The organism is Streptomyces sp. AK02-01A (assembly GCF_033795305.1).
Classification (GTDB): Bacteria; Actinomycetota; Actinomycetes; order Streptomycetales; family Streptomycetaceae; genus Streptomyces.
Map to the genome: position 1 here is coordinate 1 of NZ_JARBAE010000028.1, position 23,764 is coordinate 23,764.

The 23,764-nt window shown below is 69.1% G+C and carries 18 protein-coding genes; 12 read left to right on the forward strand and 6 right to left on the reverse strand.

Annotation, left to right across the window (positions count from 1 at the left end; all coding sequences use genetic code 11):
* Positions 1 to 798 precede the first annotated feature (798 nt).
* From PV679_RS23680 to PV679_RS23720, 9 genes are all read left to right on the forward strand, one after another.
* Positions 799 to 4,482 carry a ThuA domain-containing protein gene (locus PV679_RS23680; protein ID WP_319682384.1) on the forward strand — a complete coding sequence of 1,228 codons (3,684 nt, stop codon included), beginning with the start codon at positions 799 to 801 and terminating at the stop codon, positions 4,480 to 4,482.
* A gap of 100 nt (positions 4,483 to 4,582) precedes the next feature.
* On the forward strand, positions 4,583 to 5,716 hold the full coding sequence (locus tag PV679_RS23685; protein WP_319682385.1) for an inositol-3-phosphate synthase: 1,134 nt from the start codon (positions 4,583 to 4,585) through the stop codon (positions 5,714 to 5,716).
* A complete protein-coding gene (locus PV679_RS23690; RefSeq protein ID WP_319682386.1) occupies positions 5,713 to 6,651 on the forward strand; it encodes an SCO3242 family prenyltransferase in 939 nt (312 codons plus the stop codon). Before PV679_RS23685 ends, PV679_RS23690 begins: the two co-directional genes overlap by 4 nt.
* Entirely contained in the window at positions 6,648 to 7,493 is an 846-nt protein-coding gene (locus PV679_RS23695) for a sugar phosphate isomerase/epimerase family protein (RefSeq protein WP_319682387.1), read from the forward strand. The genes PV679_RS23690 and PV679_RS23695 overlap by 4 nt, the downstream gene beginning before the upstream one ends.
* Entirely contained in the window at positions 7,490 to 8,095 is a 606-nt protein-coding gene (locus tag PV679_RS23700; protein ID WP_319682388.1) for an EboA domain-containing protein, read from the forward strand. The genes PV679_RS23695 and PV679_RS23700 overlap by 4 nt, the downstream gene beginning before the upstream one ends.
* On the forward strand, positions 8,095 to 8,943 hold the full coding sequence (locus PV679_RS23705; RefSeq protein WP_319682389.1) for a TatD family hydrolase: 849 nt from the start codon (positions 8,095 to 8,097) through the stop codon (positions 8,941 to 8,943). Before PV679_RS23700 ends, PV679_RS23705 begins: the two co-directional genes overlap by 1 nt.
* 4 nt (positions 8,944 to 8,947) lie before the next feature.
* Complete coding sequence (gene eboE, locus PV679_RS23710; protein ID WP_319682390.1) at positions 8,948 to 10,117, forward strand: metabolite traffic protein EboE; 1,170 nt, start codon at positions 8,948 to 8,950, stop codon at positions 10,115 to 10,117.
* Positions 10,114 to 11,496, forward strand: a complete 1,383-nt coding sequence (locus PV679_RS23715) for an alkaline phosphatase family protein (protein ID WP_319682391.1) — start codon at positions 10,114 to 10,116, stop codon at positions 11,494 to 11,496. Before eboE ends, PV679_RS23715 begins: the two co-directional genes overlap by 4 nt.
* Positions 11,497 to 11,513: 17 nt before the next feature.
* Positions 11,514 to 12,584, forward strand: a complete 1,071-nt coding sequence (locus PV679_RS23720; protein WP_319682392.1) for a sugar phosphate isomerase/epimerase — start codon at positions 11,514 to 11,516, stop codon at positions 12,582 to 12,584.
* Between the two features lie 109 nt (positions 12,585 to 12,693).
* Here PV679_RS23720 and PV679_RS23725 read toward each other — a convergent pair whose 3' ends face one another.
* Positions 12,694 to 13,347 carry a response regulator transcription factor gene (locus PV679_RS23725; RefSeq protein WP_319682393.1) on the reverse strand — a complete coding sequence of 218 codons (654 nt, stop codon included), beginning with the start codon at positions 13,345 to 13,347 and terminating at the stop codon, positions 12,694 to 12,696.
* Positions 13,344 to 14,561 (reverse strand): sensor histidine kinase, encoded by a 1,218-nt coding sequence (locus tag PV679_RS23730; protein ID WP_319682394.1) that lies wholly within the window; start codon positions 14,559 to 14,561, stop codon positions 13,344 to 13,346. The genes PV679_RS23725 and PV679_RS23730 overlap by 4 nt, the downstream gene beginning before the upstream one ends.
* 131 nt (positions 14,562 to 14,692) lie before the next feature.
* Here PV679_RS23730 and PV679_RS23735 point away from each other — a divergent pair, with 131 nt between their 5' ends.
* From PV679_RS23735 to PV679_RS23745, 3 genes are all read left to right on the forward strand, one after another.
* Complete coding sequence (locus PV679_RS23735; RefSeq protein WP_319682395.1) at positions 14,693 to 15,604, forward strand: ABC transporter ATP-binding protein; 912 nt, start codon at positions 14,693 to 14,695, stop codon at positions 15,602 to 15,604.
* Entirely contained in the window at positions 15,601 to 16,434 is an 834-nt protein-coding gene (locus tag PV679_RS23740) for an ABC transporter permease (RefSeq protein ID WP_319682396.1), read from the forward strand. The genes PV679_RS23735 and PV679_RS23740 overlap by 4 nt, the downstream gene beginning before the upstream one ends.
* A 233-nt stretch (positions 16,435 to 16,667) precedes the next feature.
* Entirely contained in the window at positions 16,668 to 17,093 is a 426-nt protein-coding gene (locus tag PV679_RS23745) for a hypothetical protein (protein WP_319682397.1), read from the forward strand.
* 335 nt (positions 17,094 to 17,428) lie between these two features.
* On the opposite strand, the gene PV679_RS23750 is transcribed toward PV679_RS23745, so the two are convergent.
* From PV679_RS23750 to frc, 4 genes are all read right to left on the reverse strand, one after another.
* Entirely contained in the window at positions 17,429 to 18,829 is a 1,401-nt protein-coding gene (locus PV679_RS23750) for an OFA family MFS transporter (protein WP_319682398.1), read from the reverse strand.
* A 1-nt stretch (position 18,830) separates the two neighbouring features.
* Positions 18,831 to 20,219 carry an OFA family MFS transporter gene (locus PV679_RS23755; RefSeq protein ID WP_319682399.1) on the reverse strand — a complete coding sequence of 463 codons (1,389 nt, stop codon included), beginning with the start codon at positions 20,217 to 20,219 and terminating at the stop codon, positions 18,831 to 18,833.
* Positions 20,220 to 20,363: 144 nt separating this feature from the next.
* Positions 20,364 to 22,502, reverse strand: coding sequence for an acetate--CoA ligase family protein (locus PV679_RS23760; RefSeq protein WP_319682400.1), 2,139 nt, complete (start codon positions 22,500 to 22,502; stop codon positions 20,364 to 20,366).
* 2 nt (positions 22,503 to 22,504) lie between these two features.
* Entirely contained in the window at positions 22,505 to 23,761 is a 1,257-nt protein-coding gene (gene frc / locus PV679_RS23765) for a formyl-CoA transferase (RefSeq protein WP_319682401.1), read from the reverse strand.
* Positions 23,762 to 23,764: the final 3 nt, after the last annotated feature.

Below are 23,764 nucleotides of genomic sequence, written 5' to 3' on the forward strand. Positions count from 1 at the left end.
CTCCTGCACCCCCGTCCCCCTCCCGCCGGTGGACGCCCGCCTCCTGCGGCACGTCAGGCTCCCGCCGGTGACGCCCGGCTCCTGCCGGTACGTCCGCCTCCTGCCGACCGCCGGCGAGTGAGCCGAAGGGGCGCGGTGGTGTCGAAAGAGAGAGCGCGCGGAGGGTCGTGAGGAACGAGCGACCTGAGCACGGTCGACCGTCGGCACCACCTGAAGCGCCCCGGAGGCGAACCGAGCCCCAAAAAAAGAGGCGAGTGAGCCGAAGGGCGCGCCGCTGTCGAAAGGGAGAGCGCGCGGAGGTTCGTGAGGAACGAGCGAATCGAGCACGGTCGACCGTCGACAGTGGCATAAAGCGCCCGGAGGCGAACCGAGCCCCAAAAAAGAGGTATGTGAGCCGAAGGGCGCGCCGCTGTCGAAAGGGAGAGCGCGCGGAGGTTCGTGAGGTACGAGCGAATCGAGCACGGTCGACCGTCGACAGTGGCATAAAGCGCCCCGGAGGCGAACCGAGCCCCAAAAAACAGGCGAACCGAGCCTCAAAACAACCATCCGCTGCTTTGTCCTGGGGCAGGAAAAAGTTCAACTTCTCCAGTGCGCAAGGTCTTTCGGTCCCGGACGAACACAGCTACCGTCCATTGAGATGTACAGGTCATAGGTGGTCACCGATGTGACGGCGCACGTCGGTGGCGCAGCCACCTTCCCCGGGCCCGGTGCAGGACGAGCACCACCCGGGAGGCGAGCGCGGTACTCCGCGCTCCATGGCAACCCGCACGTACGAACAGCCCATTGTGGAGGACTTTCGTGCACAGAAAACGCCCCAGAGCCAGATCCCTCCTCGCACTCCTGACGGGCGCCCTGCTCGCCGGGGCGAGCCTCAGCGCCGTACCCGCCGCCGCTCATGACCCGGAGACACCGGCCGCGGAGGAAAGCTTCCAGCAGGTGACCCTCGCCAAGGGCGCCGACGAGGTGGGCGAGCCGATGTCGCTCGCCGTCCTGCCGGACCGGCAGGTGCTGCACACCTCGCGTGACGGCACACTGCGTATCACCGACGCCGCCGGAGTCACCAAGGTGTCCGGCACGCTGGAGGTCTACAGCCACGACGAGGAGGGCCTGCAGGGCGTCGGAGTCGACCCCGACTTCGCCGAGAACCGGGCGATCTACCTTTACTACGCTCCCACGCTCAACACTCCCGCCGGCGACGCACCGGAGAACGGCTCCGCCGCCGACTTCGCGCCGTTCGACGGCTACAACCGGCTCTCGCGCTTCACGCTGAACGAGGACGGCACACTCGACAAGGCGAGCGAGAAGAAGGTCCTCGACGTCGCCACCTCCCGCGGCACCTGCTGCCATGTCGGCGGCGACATCGCCTTCGACGCCGACGGCAACCTGTATCTGTCGACCGGCGACGACACCAACCCGTTCGCCTCCGACGGCTACACGCCGATCGACGAACGGCCCGACCGCAACCCGGCGTTCGACGCCCGGCGCAGCGCGGGCAACTCCAATGACCTGCGCGGCAAGATCCTGCGCGTCAAGGTCGCCGAGGACGGCTCGTACACGATTCCCGAGGGCAACCTCTTCGCGCCGGGCACCGACAAGACCCGGCCCGAGATCTACGCGATGGGCTTCCGTAACCCGTTCCGCATCTCGGTCGACCAGAAGACCGGCATCGTCTATGTGGGTGACTACGGCCCCGACGCGGGCGCGGCGTCGCCGACCCGGGGGCCCGGCGGTCAGGTGGAGTTCGCCCGGGTGACGGAGGCCGGAAACTTCGGCTGGCCGTACTGCACCGGCGACAACGACGCCTTCATCGACTACGACTTCGCGACCGGGACCTCCGGTGCGGCGTTCGACTGCGACGCGCCCAAGAACACCTCGCCGCACAACACCGGCCTGGTCGACCTGCCGGCCGCTCAGGCCGCGTGGATCCCGTACGACGGCGGCAGCGTGCCCGAGTTCGGCTCCGGCTCCGAGTCTCCGACGGGCGGTCCGGTCTACCGTTACGACGCCGATCTGGACTCTCCGGTGAAGTTCCCGGAGGCCTACGACGGCGACTTCTTCGCCGGTGAGTTCGGCCGCCAGTGGATCAAGCGGATCGAGCAGGGCGAGGACGGCACGGTCAGCAAGATCAACGACTTCCCGTGGTCCGGCACCCAGGTCATGGACATGGAGTTCGGCCCCGACGGAGCGCTCTATGTGCTCGACTACGGTCTCTCCTGGTTCGGCGGTGACGAGCACTCCGCGGTCTACCGCATCGAGAACATCACCGGCGGACGGTCGCCGGTCGCCGCGGCGGCCGCGAACAAGACCTCCGGCAAGTCGCCGCTGAAGGTGACCTTCTCCTCGGCGGGCACCCAGGACCCGGACGGCGACCCCGTCACCTATGAGTGGGACTTCGGCGACGGCACCTCCTCCACGGAGGCCAACCCCGCGCACACGTACAAGAAGAACGGCACCTACACCGCGAACCTCACCGTCTCCGACGGCACGGGCCACACCGGATCCGCGTCCGTGCACGTGGTCGTCGGCAACACCGCGCCGAAGGTGACGCTGGAACTGCCCGCGGAGGGCACGCTCTTCAACTTCGGCGACACACTGCCCTTCAAGGTCACCGTCACCGACCCGGAAGACGGCGCGATCGACTGCTCCAAGGTCGTCGTCCGCTACATCCTGGGCCATGACAACCACGGCCATCCGATCACCTCGGCGAACGGCTGCGAAGGCACCATCACCGCGCCCGCCGACGCCGAACACGACCCCAACGCCAATATCTTCGGTGTCATCGACGCCGAGTACACCGACGGCGGAGGCGGCGGCCAGGCGGCGCTCACCAGCCACGACCAGGCGCAGTTGCAGCCCCGTCACCGGCAGGCCGAGCACTTCAACAACTCCTCCGGCATCAAGACCTACGACAAGGCGAGCGCCAATGGCGGCAAGACCGTCGGCGACATCAACAACGACGACTGGATCTCCTTCACGCCGTACAACCTGAAGGGGTCCAAGACGCTCACCGCCCGGGTCTCCTCCGGCGGCTCCGGCGGATTCCTTGAGGTGAGGACAGGCTCCGCCACCGGCAACCTGCTGGGCTCCGCGCCGATCCCGGTCACCGGTAGCTGGGACATCTTCCAGGACATCGACGTACCGCTGCGCTCCGTACCGGCGAAGACCACCGAGCTGTTCCTGGTCTTCAAGGGCGGCGACGGCGCTCTGTACGACCTGGACGACTTCCAGATCTCCACGGCCGTGCCCGGCAAGACCGAGAAGCGGGTCCTGGTCTTCTCGAAGACCGCCGGCTTCCGCCACGACTCGATCCCGCAGGGCACCGCCGCGCTCAAGGAGCTGGGCAAGACCACCGGGATCACGGTCGACTCCACCGAGGAGGCCGGCCAGTTCACCACCAACAACCTGGCCCGGTACGACGCGGTGGTCTTCCTCTCCACCACCGGTGACGTCCTCAACGCCGACCAGCAGAAGGCGTTCGAGAACTACGTCGCCACCGGCGGCGGCTACATGGGTGTGCACGCCGCGGCGGACACCGAGTACGACTGGTCCTTCTACGGCGGTCTGGTGGGCGCGTACTTCGACTCCCACCCGGCGATCCAGCCCGCCACCGTGCGGGTCGAGGACCACGACAACCCGGCCACCGCCCACCTCGGTGACGAGTGGCAGCGCACCGACGAGTGGTACAACTACCGCACCAACCCGCGCACCCAGGCCAAGGTCCTCGCCACGCTGGACGAGACCACCTACCAGGGCGGCAACATGAAGGGCGATCACCCGATCGCCTGGTGCCAGACCTACGGTGGCGGTCGCTCCTTCTACACCGGCGGCGGCCACACCAAGGAGTCCTACGCGGACGCGCCCTTCCGGGAGCATCTGCTCGGCGGACTGCGCTACGCGGCCGGCCAGGTCAAGGCCAACTGCAAGCCCGACACCGGCTACCGGGACATCTTCAACGGGAAGAGCCTGGCCGGCTGGAAGCAGGCCGGACCGGGCAAGTTCAACGTCGTCGACGGTGAACTGCGCTCCGAGGGCGGCATGGGTCTGCTCTGGTACCAGGCCAAGGAGCTGAAGTCCTATTCGCTGAAGCTCGACTGGAAGCTGGCCGGAGACGACAACACCGGTGTGTTCGTGGGCTTCCCGGCCTCGGACGATCCGTGGTCGGCGGTGGACAAGGGCTACGAGGTGCAGATCGACGCCACCGACGCGGCGGACCGCACCACCGGCTCCGTCTACACCTTCAAGTCGGCCAACATCAAGGCCAGGGACCAGGTTCTGCGGCCTCCGGGGCAGTGGAACAACTACGAGATCCGGGTCCAGGGTGAACGTCTCCAGATCTTCCTGAACGGCGTGAAGATCAACGACTTCACCAACACCGACCCGGCGCGCAGCCTGGCGGACGGTTACATCGGCATCCAGAACCATGGCGCCGACGACCAGGTGTCCTACCGCAACATCCAGCTCAAGGAGCTGCCCGCCTCCTAGAAACCACTAGGAGGGGCGGCCCGTCAGACGACGGCGGGCGGGGAGGCGCCGTACCCCCCGCCCGCCGTCCACCACCCCATCACCGGCAGGGAGGCAGCCCGTGACGACGGTCACCAAAGAATCGACTGCAGTACGCACCGGAATCTGGTTCGTCGGAGCGCGTGGCTCCGTCGCCACCACGGCCGTCGCGGGATGCGCGGCGGTCACCGCCGGGCTCCACCCCGCGACGGGCATGGTCACCGAGACCGCGCCGTTCGCGGAGTCGGGCCTTCCTGCCCTCTCCTCGCTCGTCTTCGGCGGACATGACACGGCGAGCTGTCCGCTGCCCAAACGGGCCGAGGAACTGACCGCGGCCGGTGTGCTGCCGCACGGCCTGGCCCCGGCGATCAGCGCCGAACTGACCACCGCCGACCAGGAGATACGGACCGGCGGACCGCAGCAGGGCGACACCAGGAGCGACGAGGAACTCATCGCCGCCTTCGCCGACGACATCACGGACTTCGCGCGCCGCACCGCGGTCGCGCGCGTGGTCGTCGTCAATGTCTCCTCCACCGAGGCCCAGCCGGCACCGGACGACCCACGGCTGCCCGCCAGCTCGCTGTACGCGGCGGCCGCCGTCCGGGCCGGCTGCTCCTATGTCAACTTCACTCCGTCCACCGGGCTGCGCACCGCCGCCCTCACCGCCGCCGCCGAGGCCGCCGGACTTCCCCACGCCGGCCGCGACGGCAAGACAGGCCAGACGCTGCTCCGTTCCGTGCTCGCTCCGATGTTCGTCCAGCGGGCCCTGACCGTACGCGCCTGGTCGGGCACGAACCTGCTGGGCGGCGGGGACGGAGCGGCGCTGGCCGACCCGGCCGCCGCGGCGGCCAAGAACGCCGGCAAGGAACGCGTCCTCGCCGACACCCTGGGCACCGCCCCGGAGGGCGAGGTCCATATCGACGACGTTCCGGCGCTCGGCGACTGGAAGACCGCGTGGGACCACATCGCCTTCGACGGCTTCCTCGGCTCCCGGATGATCCTCCAGACGATCTGGCAGGGCTGCGACTCGGCGCTCGCCGCGCCGCTCGTCCTCGACCTGGCCCGGCTGGTGGCCCGCGCCCATGAAGCCGGGCTGAGCGGGCCCCTGCCCGAACTGGGCTTCTACTTCAAGGATCCGGACGGCGGTCCGGCCGCGCTCGCCGAACAGTTCGAGGTACTTCTCACCTTCGCCGACCGGCTGAAGGAGACGCGGTGACCCTGCGCGCCTGGGCCGAACTGCTGCGGGTGTCCGCCCTGTTCACGGTCCCGGGCGACGCCCTGGCCGGAGCGGCCGCCCTCGGAGTGCGTCCCCATCGCGGCACCGCGCTCGCCATGGGCGCCTCGCTCTGTCTCTACGAGGCGGGCATGGCGCTCAACGACTGGGCGGACCGGGAAGAGGACGCCATCGACCGCCCGCACCGCCCGATCCCGTCCGGCCGTGTCTCTCCGCCGGCCGCGCTCGCGGCGGCGGGCGCCCTGACCGCCGCGGGCCTCGGGCTCGCGGCGGCGGCGGGCCGTCCGGCACTGGCGGTGGGCACGGCGCTGGCGGCCACCGTCTGGGCGTACGACATCCATCTCAAGCACACTCCGGCGGGCCCGCTGGCCATGGGTGCGGCCCGGGCACTCGACCTGCTGCTCGGCGCGACGGCGACAGCGGGCCGGGGAAACACCGCACAGCGGGCCGGTCGCGACCCGGGCCGGTGGAGCGGCGCGCGCACCGCGCTGCCGTCGGCGTCGCTGCTCGGCGCGCACACCGTCGCCGTCACCACCGTCTCCCGCCACGAGGCACAGGGCGGATCGACGGCCGCGCCGCTCGCCGCGCTCGCGGCCACCGCCGTCCTGGGCGTCGCGGCCGGCCGCAGGCCCGCGCCACCGGCCTCCGCCGTGAGCCGGCGCACCGGACCCGGCGTCCCGGCCGTCGCGGGCGCGCTCTCCGCCGTGTATGTGGGGACCGCCGCGCGGCCCCTGCTGCACGCCGCGCTCAATCCGTCTCCGCCTCTGACCCAGCGCGCCGTCGGCGGTGGGATCCGCGCCATGATCCCGCTGCAGGCGGCGCTCGCCGCGCGCGGCGGTGCGGCCGGTGTCGGGCTCGGTGTCATGGCGCTCGTACCTCTCGCCCGCGCACTCGCCAGGAAAGTGAGCCCGACATGAGCCTGCGTTTCGGCTACGGCACCAACGGGCTGACCGATCTGCGGCTCGACGACGCGCTCCGGCTGCTCGCCGATCTCGGTTACGACGGAGTCGGACTGACGCTCGACCATATGCATCTCGACCCCATGGCCCCGGAACTCGCCGCCCGCACCCAGCGGGTCGCCCGGCTGCTGGCGGACCTGGGACTCGGCGTCACCGTCGAGACCGGCGCCCGCTATGTGCTCGACCCGCGCCGCAAGCACGGGCCCTCGCTGCTCGATCCGGACCCCGACGGCCGCGCCGCCCGCACCCGGCTGCTGATCACGGCTGTCCGGGTCGGCGCGGATCTGGGCGCGCACGCCGTGCACTGCTTCAGCGGTATCACTCCGGCGGGCACCGACACCGAGACCGCCTGGAAGCGGCTCGAAGAGGCGATGAGCCCGGTCCTCGACGCCGCGGAAGCCGCCGGTGTCCCGCTCGCCGTCGAGCCCGAGCCCGGCCATCTCGTCTCCGACCTGGCCGGCTTCCACCAGCTCAGAGAGCGCCTCGGCGATCCGGGACCGCTCGGCCTCACTCTCGACATCGGCCACTGCCAGTGCCTGGAGCCGGCCCCGCCCGCCGACTGCGTCCGGGAGGCCGCGCCCTGGCTGCGGCATGTGCAGATCGAGGACATGCGGCGCGGTGTCCACGAGCACCTTCCGTTCGGAGACGGCGAGATCGACTTCCCGCCGGTGCTCGACGCGCTGGCCGCCACCGGCTACCAGGGACTGACCGTGGTCGAACTGCCGCGCCACTCGCACGCCGGGCCCGAACTGGCCCGCACCTCCCTGGACTTCCTCCGCACGAAGGGAGCACCGGCATGACCCCCACCCGCGAGGAGCTCTCCCCGCGGCTCGATCCGGCCGCCAGATCCTGGCTCGACCGCGCGCTCGCCGAGGCCGTGGCCGGTGAAGGCGACGACAACGTTGCCTTCGCCGGCTGGGAGCTGAGTTTCGCCGCCGCCGGACGCCACTGCGGGCCGTCCGCCGACACGGTCGACTCCGTACGCGTCCTGCTGCTCCAGGAGGCGCGCGCCGATCTCGCCGTCCTCACCCGGCTCTACCACCGGGGCACCGCCGCCGAACGCCGCGCCGTACTGCTCGCCCTGCCGCGCCTCGTCACAGGACCCGACGCGCTGCCGCTGACCGAGGACGCGCTGCGGACCAATGACACCCGGCTGGTCGCCGCCGCCGTCGGTCCCTACGCGGCGGCCCACCTCGACCCGCACGCCTGGCGGCACGCCATCCTCAAATGCCTCTTCACAGGAGTGCCGCTCGACGCCGTCGACGGCCTGACGGAGCGTGCCCACGGAGATGCCGAACTGGCCCGGATGCTGGCCGACTTCGCGGCCGAACGCACCGCGGCCGGCCGATCCGTACCCGCCGACCTGCACCACGCACTGAATCTGACCGGCGAGGAGTCCTGATGCGCATCTTCGACCCCCACATCCATATGACCTCCCGCACCACGGACGACTACCAGGCGATGTACGCCTCCGGAGTCCGCGCCCTCGTCGAGCCCTCCTTCTGGCTCGGCCAGCCGCGCACCTCGCCGGAGAGTTTCTTCGACTACTTCGACGCGCTGCTCGGCTGGGAGCAGTTCCGCGCCGCGCAGTACGGCATCGCCCACCACTGCACGCTCGCGCTCAATCCCAAAGAGGCGAACGACCCGCGCTGCGCTCCGGTCCTCGACGAGCTGCCCCGCTATCTCGTCAAGGACTCCGTCGTCGCCGTCGGCGAGATCGGCTACGACTCCATGACCCCGGCCGAGGACACCGCGCTCGCCGCCCAGCTCCAGCTCGCCGCCGACCACGGACTGCCCGCGCTCGTCCACACGCCGCACCGCGACAAACTGTCCGGCCTGCGCCGCACCATCGACGTCGTACGCGAGTCGGCGCTCGCGCCGGACCGCGTCGTGCTCGACCATCTCAACGAGACGACCGTCAAGGACGCCGCGGAGAGCGGAAGCTGGCTCGGTTTCTCCATCTATCCGGACACCAAGATGGACGAGGACCGCATGGTCGCCGTCCTCAAGGCGTACGGCACCGAGAAGGTACTGGTGAACTCGGCGGCCGACTGGGGCAAGAGCGACCCGCTCAAGACCCGCAAGGTCGGAGACGCGATGCTCGCCGCCGGCTTCGGCGAGGACGACGTCGACCAGGTCCTGTGGCGCAATCCCGTCTCCTTCTACGGACTCAGCGGCAGACTCCAGCTCGACGTCCCCGCGCCGGAGGCCCTCCACGAGGGCAACTCCATCCTCCGCGGCGGGGAGTGAGGCCATGCGCTTCCGCCATCCCGACGGCTCCACCGTCCACCTCTCGTACTGCACCAACGTCCATCCCGCCGAGAACCTCGACGGTGTCCTCGCCCAGCTTCGCGACCACTGCGAGCCGGTACGCAGGCGACTCGGCCGGGACCGCCTCGGCATCGGCCTGTGGCTCGCCAAGAACGCCGCCAGGACGCTGATCAACGATCCCTCGGTACTGCGCGGCCTGCGCGCCGAACTGGACCGGCGAGGCCTTGAGGTCGTCACTCTCAACGGCTTCCCGTACGAGGGCTTCGGCGCCGAAGAGGTCAAGTACCGCGTCTACAAACCGGACTGGGCCGACCCCGAGCGGCTCGCCCACACCAGCGACCTGGCCCGGCTGCTGGCCGCGCTGCTGCCCGACGATGTCACCGAGGGCTCCGTCTCGACCCTTCCGCTCGCCTGGCGCACCGCGTTCGACGACGCCTCGGCCCGCACCGCCCAGGCGGCGCTGACCACACTCGCCGAGCGGCTCGACGCACTGGAGGAGCTGACCGGCAAGTCCATCCGGATCGCTCTGGAACCGGAACCGGGCTGCACCGTCGAGACCACCGCCGACGCGATCCGGCCGCTCACCGACATCGCCAGCGACCGCATCGGCATCTGTGTCGACACCTGCCATCTCGCGACCTCCTTCGAGGACCCGGCCACCGCACTGGACGCGCTGGAAGCGGCACACATCTCCATTCCCAAGGCCCAGCTCTCCGCGGCCCTGCACGCCGAGCAGCCGCACCGGCCCGAGGTACGCGCGGCCCTCGGCGCCTTCGCCGAACCACGCTTCCTCCACCAGACCCGCGCGCGCACGGCCACCGGGCTGCACGGCACCGACGACCTGGACGAGGCCCTCGGCGGCGGCGCGCTGCCCGACGACACGCCCTGGCGCTCGCACTTCCACGTCCCGCTGCACGCCCCGCCCGCACCGCCGCTGACCTCCACCCTTCCCGTACTCCAGGACGCGCTGACCCGGCTCGTCGGCCGGGCCGAACCGCGGACCCGTCATCTGGAGGTCGAGACATACACCTGGCAGGCGCTCCCGCCGGAGCTGCGCCCGCGCTCGCGCGGGCAGCTCGCCGACGGGATCGCCGCCGAACTCACCCTGGCCCGCGACCTGCTGGTCGACCTCGGCCTGAAGGAGCTGCCATGACCGCGAGCCCGACCCCACTGCTGGTCATCGATGTCGTCGGACTCACGCCCCAGCTCCTGCCTCATATGCCGAACCTCCAGAAGCTGGCCGGCGCCGGCTCCCAGGCCCCGCTGAGCACCGTCCTGCCCGCCGTCACCTGTAGCGCGCAGTCCACCTTTCTCACCGGGACGCTGCCCGCCGAGCACGGCATCGTCGGCAACGGCTGGTACTTCCGCGAGCTGGGCGACGTGCTGCTGTGGCGCCAGCACAACGGTCTTGTCTCCGGCGACAAGCTGTGGGACGCGGCCCGCCGGGTCCATCCCGGCTACACCGTCGCCAATGTCTGCTGGTGGTACGCGATGGGCGCGGACACCGACTTCACCGTCACGCCCCGCCCCGTCTACTACGCCGACGGACGCAAGGAACCCGACTGCTACACCCGCCCGCCGTCGCTGCACGACGAACTCACCGAGAAGCTCGGTACGTTCCCGCTCTTCCACTTCTGGGGCCCCGGCGCCGACATCGTCTCCTCGCAGTGGATCATCGACGCCACCCGCCACATCATCGACACCCGCCGGCCCGATCTGGCCCTGTGCTACCTGCCGCATCTCGACTACGACCTCCAGCGCTACGGCCCCGACGACCCTCGCTCCCACCGGGCCGCCGCCGAGCTCGACACGGCCATGGCACCGCTGCTCGACGACGCCAGGGCCGAGGGCCGTACCGTCGTCGCGCTCTCCGAGTACGGCATCACCCGGGTCTCACGTCCGGTCGACATCAACCGGGCGCTGCGCCGGGCCGGGCTGCTGGAGGTCCACACCCAGGACGGCATGGAGTATCTCGACCCGATGGCCTCCCGCGCCTTCGCGGTCTCCGACCATCAGCTCGCGCATGTGTATGTGCGGCGTCCGGAGGATCTCGACGCCACTCGCGAGGCGCTCGCGGACCTCCCGGGCATCGACGAGATCCTGGACGACGAGGGCAAGAAGAGCCACGGCCTGGACCATCCGCGCTCCGGCGAACTGGTGGCCGTCGCCGAACCGGACGCCTGGTTCACCTACTACTACTGGCTCGACGACGAACGGGCTCCCGACTTCGCGCAGCTCGTCGAGATCCACCGCAAACCGGGCTACGACCCGGTGGAGCTCTTCATGGACCCGCTCGATCCGTATGTGCGCCTCAAGGCGGCCAAGGCGATCGCCCGCAAGAAGCTCGGTATGCGCTACCGCCTCGCGGTCGTCCCGCTCGACCCCTCACCTATTCGCGGCAGCCATGGCCGCCTTCCCGCGAGCGACGAAGAAGGTCCGCTCATCCTGTGTTCCACCCCCCGCGCCGTCGGTGACCGCGTAGCGGCCACCGATGTGAAATCCCTGCTCCTCCAGCTTGCAGGACTGCACTGACAAAAGGAGTTCCGTACATGAGCCGCAAGAAGTCCGTCGACGCCGAGCTGGCCCACAAGCTCAGCAGGCGCAACATGCTCGGTGTCGCCGCAGGCACCGGCGCCGCCGCACTGCTGGGCCTGTCCGCCGTCCCCGCCGCGGCCAATGGCAAGGGCCACGGGAAGGGCCACGGCCACGGACACGACCACGGACACGGACACGGCAGGACCGAGCCCGTCCTGACGCCCGGCCGTCTCGGCATCCAGCTCTACTCGCTGCGCGACAAGGTCGCCGAACTCGGCTTCGCCAAGGTCTTCGAGGAGCTGGAGCGCTTCGGCTACGACGAGGTCGAGTACGCCGGCTACACCCAGGGCACCGGGGAGATCACGCTGCCCCAGTTGCGGCGGCTGGCGCGCGACCACGGCCTCAACGGCATTGGCAGCCACGTCAACTACTACGACGACAACAACCCCAACGCCTACAGCTTCGCGCAGAACCTCGAACAGGTTCTCGACGATGCCCAGACTCTCGGTCTGAAGCACATCGGCACCGCCTCGGGACCGTTCCGCTACGGCTCCACCGTCGACGCCTGGAAGCGGGCGGCCGACGACTTCAACACCTACGGAGCCGCGGCGAAGAAGCGCGGCATGAAGTTCTACCAGCACAACCACGGCGAGGAGTTCTCCTTCGCCACCGACCGGCCGGACGTCCGCCTGTACGACGTGCTGCTGGCCGAGACCGACCCTCACCTGGTCTATCTGGAGATGGACATCTACTGGGCGTACACCGGCCAGTTCCGCTTCAGCAAGACCGTCGAGGGCAAGCCTCGTCCCTTCGAGCCGCTGGACTATGTGCTGAAGCAGCCGGACCGCTATCCGCTCTTCCATGTCAAGGACGGCACGCACAACGAGGCCGCCCGTGACGGATACGACATGGTCGACGTCGGCGACGGAGAGATCGACTACAAGAGGTTCATCTCGGCGGTGAACAAGACCCGCGGCGGCCGGCCGAACCACCACTGGCAGGTCGAGCACGACAGTCCGGTCGACTCGGTCGCGTTCGCCCGGAAGTCGGCCGACCACCTGCACTCGCTGCGCGAGAAGCGGTAACCCCCGTCCACACCGGCGTCTCACACGACGGCGGCCCTCCGCGCGGCTGAAAACGAGGCCGCGCGGAGGGCCTTCGCCGACCCGTGGGACGTCTGAGGCCTGTTCCCGCTCACCGCGACCGCCCCACCAGACCTACCTCGTGGGCGATGATGACGAGCTGGACCCGGTCCCGGGCATCCAGCTTGGTGAGCAGCCTGGTCACATAGGTCTTGACGGTGGCCACACTGATGAACAGCTCTCCGGCGACCTCGGTGTTGGACCTGCCGCGCCCGACGAGCGTCAGCACTTCCCGTTCGCGTTCGGTGATGCCGTCGATCACTCGCGGAACCGCCGGCTCCGGGCGGCGGGCGAACTCCTCGATCAGGCGGCGGGTGACGCTCGGTGCGATCAGGGCGTCCCCGGCGGCGACCACCCGAACCGCCGCCAGAATGTCGTCCAACCCCATGTCCTTGACCAGGAATCCGGACGCGCCGGCGCGCAGCGCGCCGTAGACGTAATCGTCGTCGTCGAATGTCGTCAGGACGAGTACACGCGCGGTACCTGCTCCCGAGGTGATCAGCCGGGTGGCCTCGATACCGTCCACGTCCGGCATCCGGATGTCCATCACCACGATGTCGGGCGCGACGGTCCCGGCCAACTGGACCGCCTCCGCTCCGCTGCCGGCCTCGCCGACCACGTCGATGTCGGCGACATCGGTGATGACCAGCCGCAGAGCGGTACGGACCAGCGGCTGGTCGTCGGCGAGTACCACCCGGATGGTCATCGGGTTCCCGCCGGTACGGGCAGCCGGGCGGTCACCTGGAAACCACCTTCGGGACGCGGTCCGGCGGTGAAGGCACCGTGCAGCAGGCCGACCCGTTCGCGCATCCCGACCAGACCGTACCCGGCGCCCGACGACGCGCCCCGGCCGAGGCCGCTGTCCACGACCTCGATCGACAGTTCCTCGTCGCCGTGGTCGATGGACACCAGGCAGGAAGGGGCGCCCGCGTGGCGCACCACGTTGGCGACCGACTCCTGGACGATGCGGAACGCCGACAGCTCGATCTCCGGTGGCAGCGGGCGACGTTCGCCCCGCCACCGCACCTCGACCCGGACACCGGCAGCCGTCGTCGCGGCGGCCAGCCGGTCGATGTCGACCAGACCCGCGGCCGGACTGAGCGGGATCCCCTCCGATCGCTGCGCCGGGTCGGCCTCACGGAGCGCGCCGAGCATCCGCCGCAGTCCCGACAGTGTTTCCCGGCCCGCCAGCTCCACCGCCGTCATCGCCTCCCGCGCTCCGGCCGGCTGGGTGTCGATGACCCGGGCCGCCGCACCGGCCTGCAGGGCGATGATGCCGATGCTGTGCGCAACCATGTCATGCAGCTCGCGTGCGATCCGCAGCCGTTCCGCGGTGACCGCCTGCGCCGTGGCCTGGGCGCCGAGCCGCGCCGCGTACTCGCGGGTCTGTCGCGTCGAGTTCCCGATCAACCAGGCGACGACCGCCATCAAGGAGAAGGGCAGCCACCCGGTCCAATTGCCGTCGGCGAGATCGTTGGGGTAGGAGAGGGGAAGTCCGAGCAGTGACCGGATGAGAGCGTAGCCGGGCACCACCCCGAGCGTCATGACGAAGGCGACAAGACGGGTCCGGCTCGGCCGAGTCGCCACGACGAATCCCAGGGCGATGCCGGCTGCCAGATAGTGCACCTGTGAGAGCAACACCGAATTCAGCGCCAGCGCTGCCGTGAGCGAACCGGCGAGCAGCAGAGCGAGGGCGATGAGCGGCCGGCGGCGCAGCAGTCTGCTGCCGTCCAGTGCCATGGCGGTGGCCGCGGCCAGCAGCGTCCAGTCCACGGGCGTCAGTGGCGGCAGACCTTGCGGCATACCCGGAATCCCGAGATACCCACGCACCAGGGAGACCGTCGACAGACACCAGGTCGCCGCCGTCCAGACTTCCGGCGGCACGCGTTTCAACAGCGGAAGAGGCGGCGTGGCGTGCATACGCCGATCGTAGCCACCGGTGCTTCGCCGGGCATCGGACCGTGGGTGTACAACCACGGTCGTCGGGTGCCCGGCGAATGCGCGCCCCCGGTGGGATGTCAACCGCGGTGGTACACGGGAGCGTTGGCGGAGTGATCGAAGTCAACGAACTGACGAAACGATATGGCGGGACCACCGCCGTCAACGGCCTGACCTTCACCGTTCGCCCCGGGCACGTCACCGGCTTCCTCGGGCCGAACGGCGCCGGCAAGAGCACCACGCTGCGGATGATCCTCGGGCTCAACGACCCCACCAGCGGTACCGCCACCATTGACGGCCGCCCGTTCCGGGACCGCCCGCGCGGGTTGCGTCAGGTGGGCGCCCTTCTCGACGCGGGTGACGTGCACGGCGGGCGCTCCGCGAGAGCGCATCTGTCCGCACTGGCCCGCAGCAACCGCATCCCACAGGGCCGGGTGGACGACGTACTGCGGGAGGTCGGACTGGCCGGAGCCGCACGGCGCGCGATCGGCGGGTTCTCACTCGGGATGAAGCAACGCCTCGGAATCGCGGGCACCCTGCTCGGCGATCCGCCGGTTCTGCTGTTCGACGAGCCGCTCAACGGCCTTGACCCGGAGGGTGTGCAGTGGGTACGTGGCCTCTTCAGGAGGCTGGCCGCCGAGGGACGTACCGTGTTCATCTCCAGCCATCTGATGTCCGAGATGGAGCACACCGCCGACCACCTCGTCGTCATCGGCCGGGGAGAGCTGATCGCGGCTCAGAGCTTGACGGATTTCGCGGCACGGGCCACCGGGGCGAGCGTGACCGTGCGCACCCCCGACCCGGGGGCGCTTACGGATCCGCTGACCGCGGAAGGCGGTGCGGTACGTGTGGACCGCGACGGTCTCCTCACGGTGACCGGACTGACCGCGGCCCGGATCGGTGAACTCGCCCTCCAGCATCGCGTCCTGTTGCACGAACTGACCGCTCGCGGGGCCTTCCTGGAGGAGGCGTTCATGCAACTCACCGCGGACAGCGCCGAATATCTCGCAGGAGACCGCCGATGACCACAGCGGCTGTTCCGACCGTCGGTGTGCCCGCCGCCCGGTTCCGCGACCTCATAGCCGCCGAGTGGATCAAGCTGTGGTCACTGCGCTCGACCGCCTGGATGTACGCGATCAGCGCACTGGCGGTCATCGCGTTCAACGGGGGCGCCGCCTACGACCACTACCGCTACTGGTACGAGTACGACGTGCGTTCCCGGGCCGCCTTCGTCTCCGACGGCCTGGCGCTCGGGGACGCCTTCACGACGAACGCGGGCATGGTCCTGCTGCTCGCCACCGGTGCCATCGGCGCCGTCGCGATCACCGGCGAATACGGCAGCGGACTGATCCGCACCACGTTCACGGCCGTGCCGGCCAGGGCGTCGGTGATGGCGGCCAAAGCGTGTGTGGTCACCGCGGTCATGACCCTGTTCGGTGCGGCGGTCGCCGGGACCTCGTTCGGTCTGACCCAGGCGATCCTGTCCGGGCGGCACGCGGGCGTCCCGTTCAGTCACCCGGGCGCTCTGCGCGTCGTCGTGGCGTCCACGCTGCTGTCGCCGTTGGCCGCACTCATCGGGATGGCTCTCGGCGTGCTCCTCCGGCGCGGCGCGGCCGCCGTGATCGCCGTGGTGGTGCTGCTCATGGTGCTGCCCCTGGCCGTCAGTGACGGCCGGTATACAACGGCCGTCGTCGCGCACGCGATGCCCTTCGAGGCATGGCTGCGTCTGGTCCAGGCAGGCGACCGCCCGGCCGCGTACCCGTGGACGCTGACCGGAGCGTGGACCGTGTACGCGGTCTGGGCGCTTGTCGCCGCCGCGATCGCGGTGGTGGGAGTACGCCGCCGGGACCAGTGAGCGAAGACCGATGCATCCGGGCCGGGCCGCCCGGGGGGAGCGCTCGGACGCGGGCTCCTGCCCAGGCTTACCGGGAGTCGTCGGTCGGCTGTTCTGGTGACTCCTGGCGCCTGACCGACCGTAACCGTCAGGCCGGCGCGCGATGCGTACAAGGTTTCCTCAAGGTTTGTCCAATGTCGGCGGAGCAGCATCTTCATCAGCGGACACACTCACACTGATGAATCGGAGAACACATGCGGCTACGACGCGTCGCGATGATTGCCGGCGCCACCGCCTCGGCGACGGCGATGGTTATGCTCTCCACCGGCACCGCGGAGGCATACTCGCGTTCAACCACGCAGAGTTGGTCGTCGGAGAAGGGCGGTTCCGCCTTCGCCAGCGTCACTCTGTCCTCCGACTCCTACAGTGTCTCGATCTGCGACAAGGGCACCGCCGACGGCTACCGGGCCATCGTGCACCTCACCAAGGGCAGCTTCTCCTACACCGCCCAGGCCGCGAACGGCTCGGGGACGTGCGGAGGTAACGCCAACGGCGTCTCCGGCTGGCTGCCGATGCCGATCACGGGCACCTACACACTGGAGGCCTGTCTGCGCGACGGTGCCGGCGGCGCTGACTTCAACTGCCGCTCCACGCAGTTCGTGCACGACGGCTCCATGTGACCCGGAAGTCCGATGCGACTGGACCTGTCGTGTGGATCTCGCCGGTCGCGGCACTGGCGACGACGGGAGAGTGTGAAGACACGAGCGCTCCCTGACACCGACGAGCGATGACACCGACGAGCGATGACGAGAGCTCGATCGCATGGCCAGTGATGACACGGGCGCGCGACTACGGGGCGAGCGACTACCAGCGGAGTGTGACAACGCGGCGCGTGTGACGAACAGGGGGCGTCACACGCGACGGCGGCCCTCCGCGCGGCTGAGTGAATGCCGTGCGGAGGGCCGTCCGTTCGTGTCGGGTCCATGCGCTCGACCGAGCTCGTGGGCCCCTCGGCTCACCCGCCTGCCGGCTGCGGAGTGGGCACGATCGTCTTGCCTCGTGGCAGCCCGGGATTGCGCAGCAGCGTGGCCAGGGCCGCGGCCACCAGGGAGAGTCCGCCGGCGAGGATGTACGCCCCGTCGTATCCCCAGGAGTCGATCGCCATCGCGCCGAGTCCGCCACCGAACAAGCCGCTGACCAGCTTGCCGCTGTAGGCGAGACCGTAGTTGGTGGCGTTGTAGTTCTCTCCGAAGTAGTCCGGAGTGAGCGCCGCGAACAACGGATAGAAGGCTCCGCCGCCGAAGCCCGAGACAAAGGCGAACACGAGGAACAGGACCTCGTTCCTGGAGTTGCCCGCCCACAGGATTCCGAACTGCGCCAGGCCGAGCACCGTGATCACGAAGATCAGTGTGATCTTGCGTCCCCAGAGGTCGGAGAGCCAGCCGACGACGCCTCTCCCGATGCCGTTGACCACGGAGAGCACACCGGCCGACGAGGCGGCGACGAGCGGTCCGAAGCCGACGTCCTTGGCGAACGGCACCTGGAAGGAGATGCCGAAGATGGACACACCGGCGGTGATCACCAGCAGCACCCAGATCAGCGGCAGCATGCCGGTCCTGATGGCCTCCTTGGGCCGGTACTGCTTCGACGCGGGCGGGTTCTTGGCCAGCGTGATCGCGTTCTTGCTGCCCGCCTCCACCTTCAGCGGATCGACATCGGCCGGCCACCAGTTCTGTGGCGGGTCCCTGAAGAACCAGGCGCAGACGGCCACGACGACCAGGATGTAGACCCCGATCAGGTCCAGCACCGCCTGGTAGTTACTGGTGTCGAACGCGTAGTTGAAGATGAAGATGAACGGGACCGCGCCGTAGGCGAATCCGCCGTTGACGAAGCCGGTCTTTCCGCCCCGCCGCTCCGGGAACCACTTGGCCACCATATTGATGCAGGTGGCGTAGACCAGCCCGGAGCCGACGCCGCCGAGCAGACCGAATCCCAGCACGGCGGCCGACACATTGTGGAAGTGGGAGATGGACAGGAAGCCCACGAAGGAGAGCACGGCGCCGATCATCGTGGCACCACGCGCCGTCAGTATCCCTTTCTCCCGTAACCAGCCCGCCGGGAAGGCGACACCGGCCTGGAAGAACACCCAGACGCTCAGGATCCAGAAGGTGTTGCTCTGGGTCCAGCCGTGCGCGGCCGAGAGGACATCCTCCGCCGATCCGTACGCGTACTCGAAGACGCTGATGGCCATCATGGCGACCCACGGCAGATACACCATGAGTTTGCGGGAGTGTCCAAGGATCTGCCGGTCGGTCTCGCCGACCCGGTAGACACGGCCACGAGCGTCAGTGATTTCGCGGTAGCCCGCGCCGGCCGAAGCCGACGCGGACGTACCGGAGAGAGGTTCCGCTGTCATATCAGGCGATCTCCCGGCCGATCGGGTTCGGATTGGGTTCGATCTTCTTGGCGTCCGGCCTGCCGGGCGCCTTCAGGAACAGGGCCAGCACCGCGGAGGCGAGGCCGATACCGCCGGCGATGATGAAGGCGCCCTTGTAGTCCCAGGCGCCCACCACCACGGCTCCCATACCGGAGCCGACCAGCCCCGAGATGAGCTTGGAGCTGTAGACCATGCCGTAGTTGGAAGCGTTGTTGTTCTCGCCGAAGTAGTCCGCGGTCATCGCCGCGAACAGCGGGAAGATCGCCCCGCCGCCGAAGCCGGAGACCATCGAGCAGAACAGGAAGAACGGCATACTGCCCATGGACCCGGAGATCAGCACGCCGAACTGCGCACTGCCCAGGACCAGACAGACGATGATCAGTGTGTTACGGCGCCCGTACCGGTCGGATATCCAGCCGATGACACCGCGCCCCGTGCCGTTCACGATCGCCTTGAGCGACATCGCGGTGGCCACGATCCCGCCCGCGAATCCCATGTCCTTGCCGAAGGGCACCTGGAAGGCGATTCCGAAGATGTTGATCCCGGCCGTGCAGAGCAGACAGAACCACATCATCCACAGCACCGGTGTGCGTGCCGCTTCCCTGGGTGTGTACTGCTTGACCGCCGGCGGGTTCTTCGCCAGTGCCCGCCGGACCCTCGGGTCCTCGGACACCTTCAGCGGGTCGGCGCCCGTGGGCCACCAGTACTTCGGCGGGTCCTTGAAGAACCATCCGGCGAACGCGACGACGGCGCAGCAGATCACACCGACGAGCACCAGCACGCCCTGGTAGTTGCTGAGGTCCATGTACGAGGTGAAGAGGAAGACGAAGGGCACGGAACCGTAGGCGAAACCGCCGTTGACGAGGCCGGTCTTGCCTCCCTTGCGCTCCGGATACCACTTGCCGACCATATTGACGCAGGTGGCATAGACCAGACCCGCGCCGATACCGCTGAACATTCCGAAGCCGATGTACGCCACGATCACATGCGGCGCGTAGGCGAGGGAGACATAGCCCAGCAGTGTGCCGAGCGCGCCGAGCATCATGGCGTAGCGGGCGGGCAGCCTGCCGCTCTCACGGAGCTGTCCGGCGGGGAAGGCGACGGCCGCCTGGAAGAAGATCCAGACGCCCATCAGCCAGAAGATGTGTCCGCTGTTCCAGAGATGGGCCTCGTGCAGAGTGTCCTCCGCCGAGGTGAACGCGTACTCCGACGAACTGATGCCGAGCATGCCCATCCAGGGGAAGAGCACCATCGTCCATCGTGGGCGGCCCATGATGTCCCGGTCGGTCTCACCGATCCGGTACACACGGCCGTTGCGGTCCGACACCTCCTTGAATGGTACGGAGGTGGGAAGTTGAGTCGTTGTCATGTGTGTCGCACCCCTTGCATCGAAAGAGCCTGGCCAGCGCCCCCTGTCCAATACCTTTCGTGCTCGCACGGGCAGGTCAGGTCATCGACCGCCCCCCAACCCGCCGGCCGCCAGCTCGAACTGACGGTGCGTCATACATGTGGGTCACAGCAGACCCGCCGCCCGCGCCCAGCGGTACTTCGCGCCGAGCACCTCCACCGGCCTCTCGGTGGTGTACGGGTAGGCCACGACACCGTGCTCGAAGAGGTACTGGCACGCCTCCTCGACCTCGACATCGCCCGCGAGGGAGGCCACGACGGGCTTCTGGATGCCACGCGCGCGGAACTCGGCCACGACCCGCGCCGTCAGTTCGGCGAAGACCATCGGCGGTGTGACGATCGTGTGCCAGTAGCCCAGGACCAGCGAGTGGATCCGCGGGTCCTCCAGGCCGAGCCGGATCGTCGCCTCGTACGTGGACGGTGGTTCGCCGCCGGTGATGTCCACCGGGTTGCCCGCCGCGCCGAAGGGCGGAATGAACTTCCGGAACGCCTCGTCCAGGTCCGGCGGGATCTCCATCAGCGACAGACCGTTGTCGACGATGGCGTCCGAGAGCAGCACGCCCGAGCCGCCGGCGCCGGTGATGATGACGACATTGTCGCCCTGCGGAGTGGGCAGCACGGGAAGGGCCCGCGCGTACTCCAGCATCTCGTTGAGACCGGGCGCCCGGATGACGCCGGCCTGCCGCAGGACGTCGTCGTACACCGCGTCGTCACCGGCGAGCGCACCGGTGTGCGAACCGGCCGCCTTGGCACCGGCCGCCGTACGTCCGGCCTTGAGGACCACCACCGGCTTCTTCGGCACGGTGGCGCGAGCCGCCTCGACGAAGGCCCGGCCGTCCTTGAGATCCTCCAGGTGCATCGCGATGCACTCGGTGTTGGGGTCCTCGCCGAACCAGGTCAGCAGGTCGTCCTCGTCGAGGTCCGACTTGTTGCCGAGGCCGACGATGGCCGAGACACCCGTCTTGGTGGTCCTGGCGAATCCGAGGATCGCCATCCCGATACCGCCGGACTGCGAGGTCAGCGCCACGCCGCCCTTGACGTCGTACGGCGTGCAGAAGGTCGCGCAGAGGTCCTGCCAGGTGGAGTAGTAGCCGTAGATGTTCGGCCCCAGCAGCCGGACGCCGTACTCCTCGGCGATCGACACGATCCGTGCCTGGAGTTCGTGCTCGCCGGTCTCGGCGAAGCCGGACGGGATGAGGACGGCGTTCGGAATGCCCTTGCGGCCGACCTCTTCGAGCGCGGCGGGAACGAACTTCGCGGGGATCGCGAAGATCGCCACATCGGGCTCGCCCGGAACATCCATCACGCTCTTGTATGCCTTACGGCCGAGTATGTCATCGGCCTTGGGGTTCACCGGATGGATATCGCCCGGGAAACCTCCGTCGATCAGGTTCCGCATGACCGAATTACCGATTTTGCCCTGTTCGTTGGAGGCCCCGATCACGGTCACCGAACTGGGCTTCATCAGCCGGCGCATCGAGACGAGGATCTCCTCGCGACCGTATGTCCGCCGTTTGACCGGGGTCTCGGTGGTGAGCAGGACCCGCACATCGGCGGCCATCACACCGTTCTCCGAGGCGAACACCGGATTGAGGTCGACCTCGGCGATCTCCGGGAAGTCGGCCGCGAGCCGGGACACCTTGACCACCAGGTCGGCCAGCGCGTCGCGGTCGACGGCGGCGCCGCCCCGGACGCCGCGGAGTATCTCCGCGGCGCGGATCCCGTCGAGCATCGACAGCGCGTCGTCCTTGGACGCCGGCGCCAGCCGGAAGGTGACGTCCTTGAGGACCTCCACCAGTACGCCGCCGAGGCCGAAGGCCACGATCTTGCCGAAGGTCGGGTCGGTGACCGTGCCGATCAGGACCTCGGTGCCGGCCGGCACCATCTGCTGCACCTGGACGCCGAGAATCCGCGCGTCCGGGTCGTACGCCTTGGCGTTGGTGACGATCGAGGTGAACGCTCCCCGCACCTCGGCGGCCGACTTGAGCCCGATCTGTACGCCGCCCGCGTCCGTCTTGTGCAGGATCTCCGGAGAGACGATCTTCATCGCGACCGGGAAGCCGATCCGGTCCGCGAGCGCCACGGCCTCGTCGGAGGACTCGGCGAGCGCCTCGGCCGGGGTCGGGATGCCGTACGCGTCCGTGAGCGCCTTGCCTTCGGGCGCGGTCAGCGCCGTACGTCCTTCGGCGAGCGCGGTGTTCAGGACGGCGCGTACGGCCGCGAGATTCGGTTCTGTCGTGTCCACTGCTAAATGACTCCGTTCGTCTTGAGCAGGCGCAGTTCCTCGGCGCCCAGGCCGAGCTCGCCGATGTACACCTCTTCGTTGTGTTCGCCGAGCAGCGGTGAAGTGACCATGTCCACAGGGGAGTCGGAGAGCTTCAGCGGGCTGCCGACGGTGGTGAACGAGCCGCGCTGAGGGTGCGGGACCTCGACCACCATCTCGTTCGCGGCCAGCGAGGCGTCCTCGATGATCTCCTTGGTGGAGAGGATCGGGCCGCACGGGATGTTGTGGGCGTTGAGCTTCTCCAGCACCTCCCACTTCGGGAGAGTGGCGGTCCACTCCTCGATGAGCTGGAACATCTTGCCCAGCTTGGGCAGCCGGGCCTCCGGGGTCGCCCACTCCGGGTCTTCCGCCAGCTCCGGCCGGCCGATCAGCTCGGTGACCGGACGCCAGCCCACCGGCTGCACGATGACGTACACATAGTCATTGGGCCCGCCCGGCGCGCACTTGACCGCCCAGCCGGGCTGTCCGCCACCGCTCGCGTTGCCACTGCGCGGGACCTCGTCGCCGAAGTCCTCGTTGGGATACTCGGCGAGCGGACCGTGCGACAGCCGCTGCTGGTCGCGCAGTTTCACCCGGCAGAGATTGAGCACGGCGTGCTGCATGGCCACATTGACCCGCTGGCCGCGGCCGGTGTGTTCACGCTGGAAGAGCGCGGCGAGGATACCGGCGACGGCGTGGATGCCGGTGCCGGAGTCGCCGATCTGGGCGCCCGTGGCGAGCGGCGGCCCGTCCTCGAAACCGGTCGTGGCCATCGAGCCGCCCATCGCCTGCGCGACGACCTCGTACGCCTTGAAGTTGGTGTACGGGCCCTCGCCGAAGCCCTTGATCGAGGCGTAGACGATTCGCGGGTTGATCTCCTGGATGCGTTCCCAGGTGAAACCCATACGGTCCACGGCGCCCGGGCCGAAGTTCTCCACCATGACGTCCGAGCGGCGGATGAGCTCCGTGAGGATCTCCTTGCCGCGCTCCGTCTTGGTGTTGAGGGTGATGGACCGCTTGTTGCAGTTGAGCATCGTGAAGTACAGCGAGTCGGCATCCGGGATGTCCCGGAGCTGCTTACGGGTGATGTCGCCGGTCGGCGCCTCCAGCTTCACCACGTCCGCGCCGAGCCAGCCGAGCAACTGGGTCGCGGACGGGCCGGACTGGACATGCGTCATGTCGAGTACGCGGCAGCCGGACAGTGCTTTCGTGCCCTGCGGGGTCTCAAGAGCCTGGGTCATGGG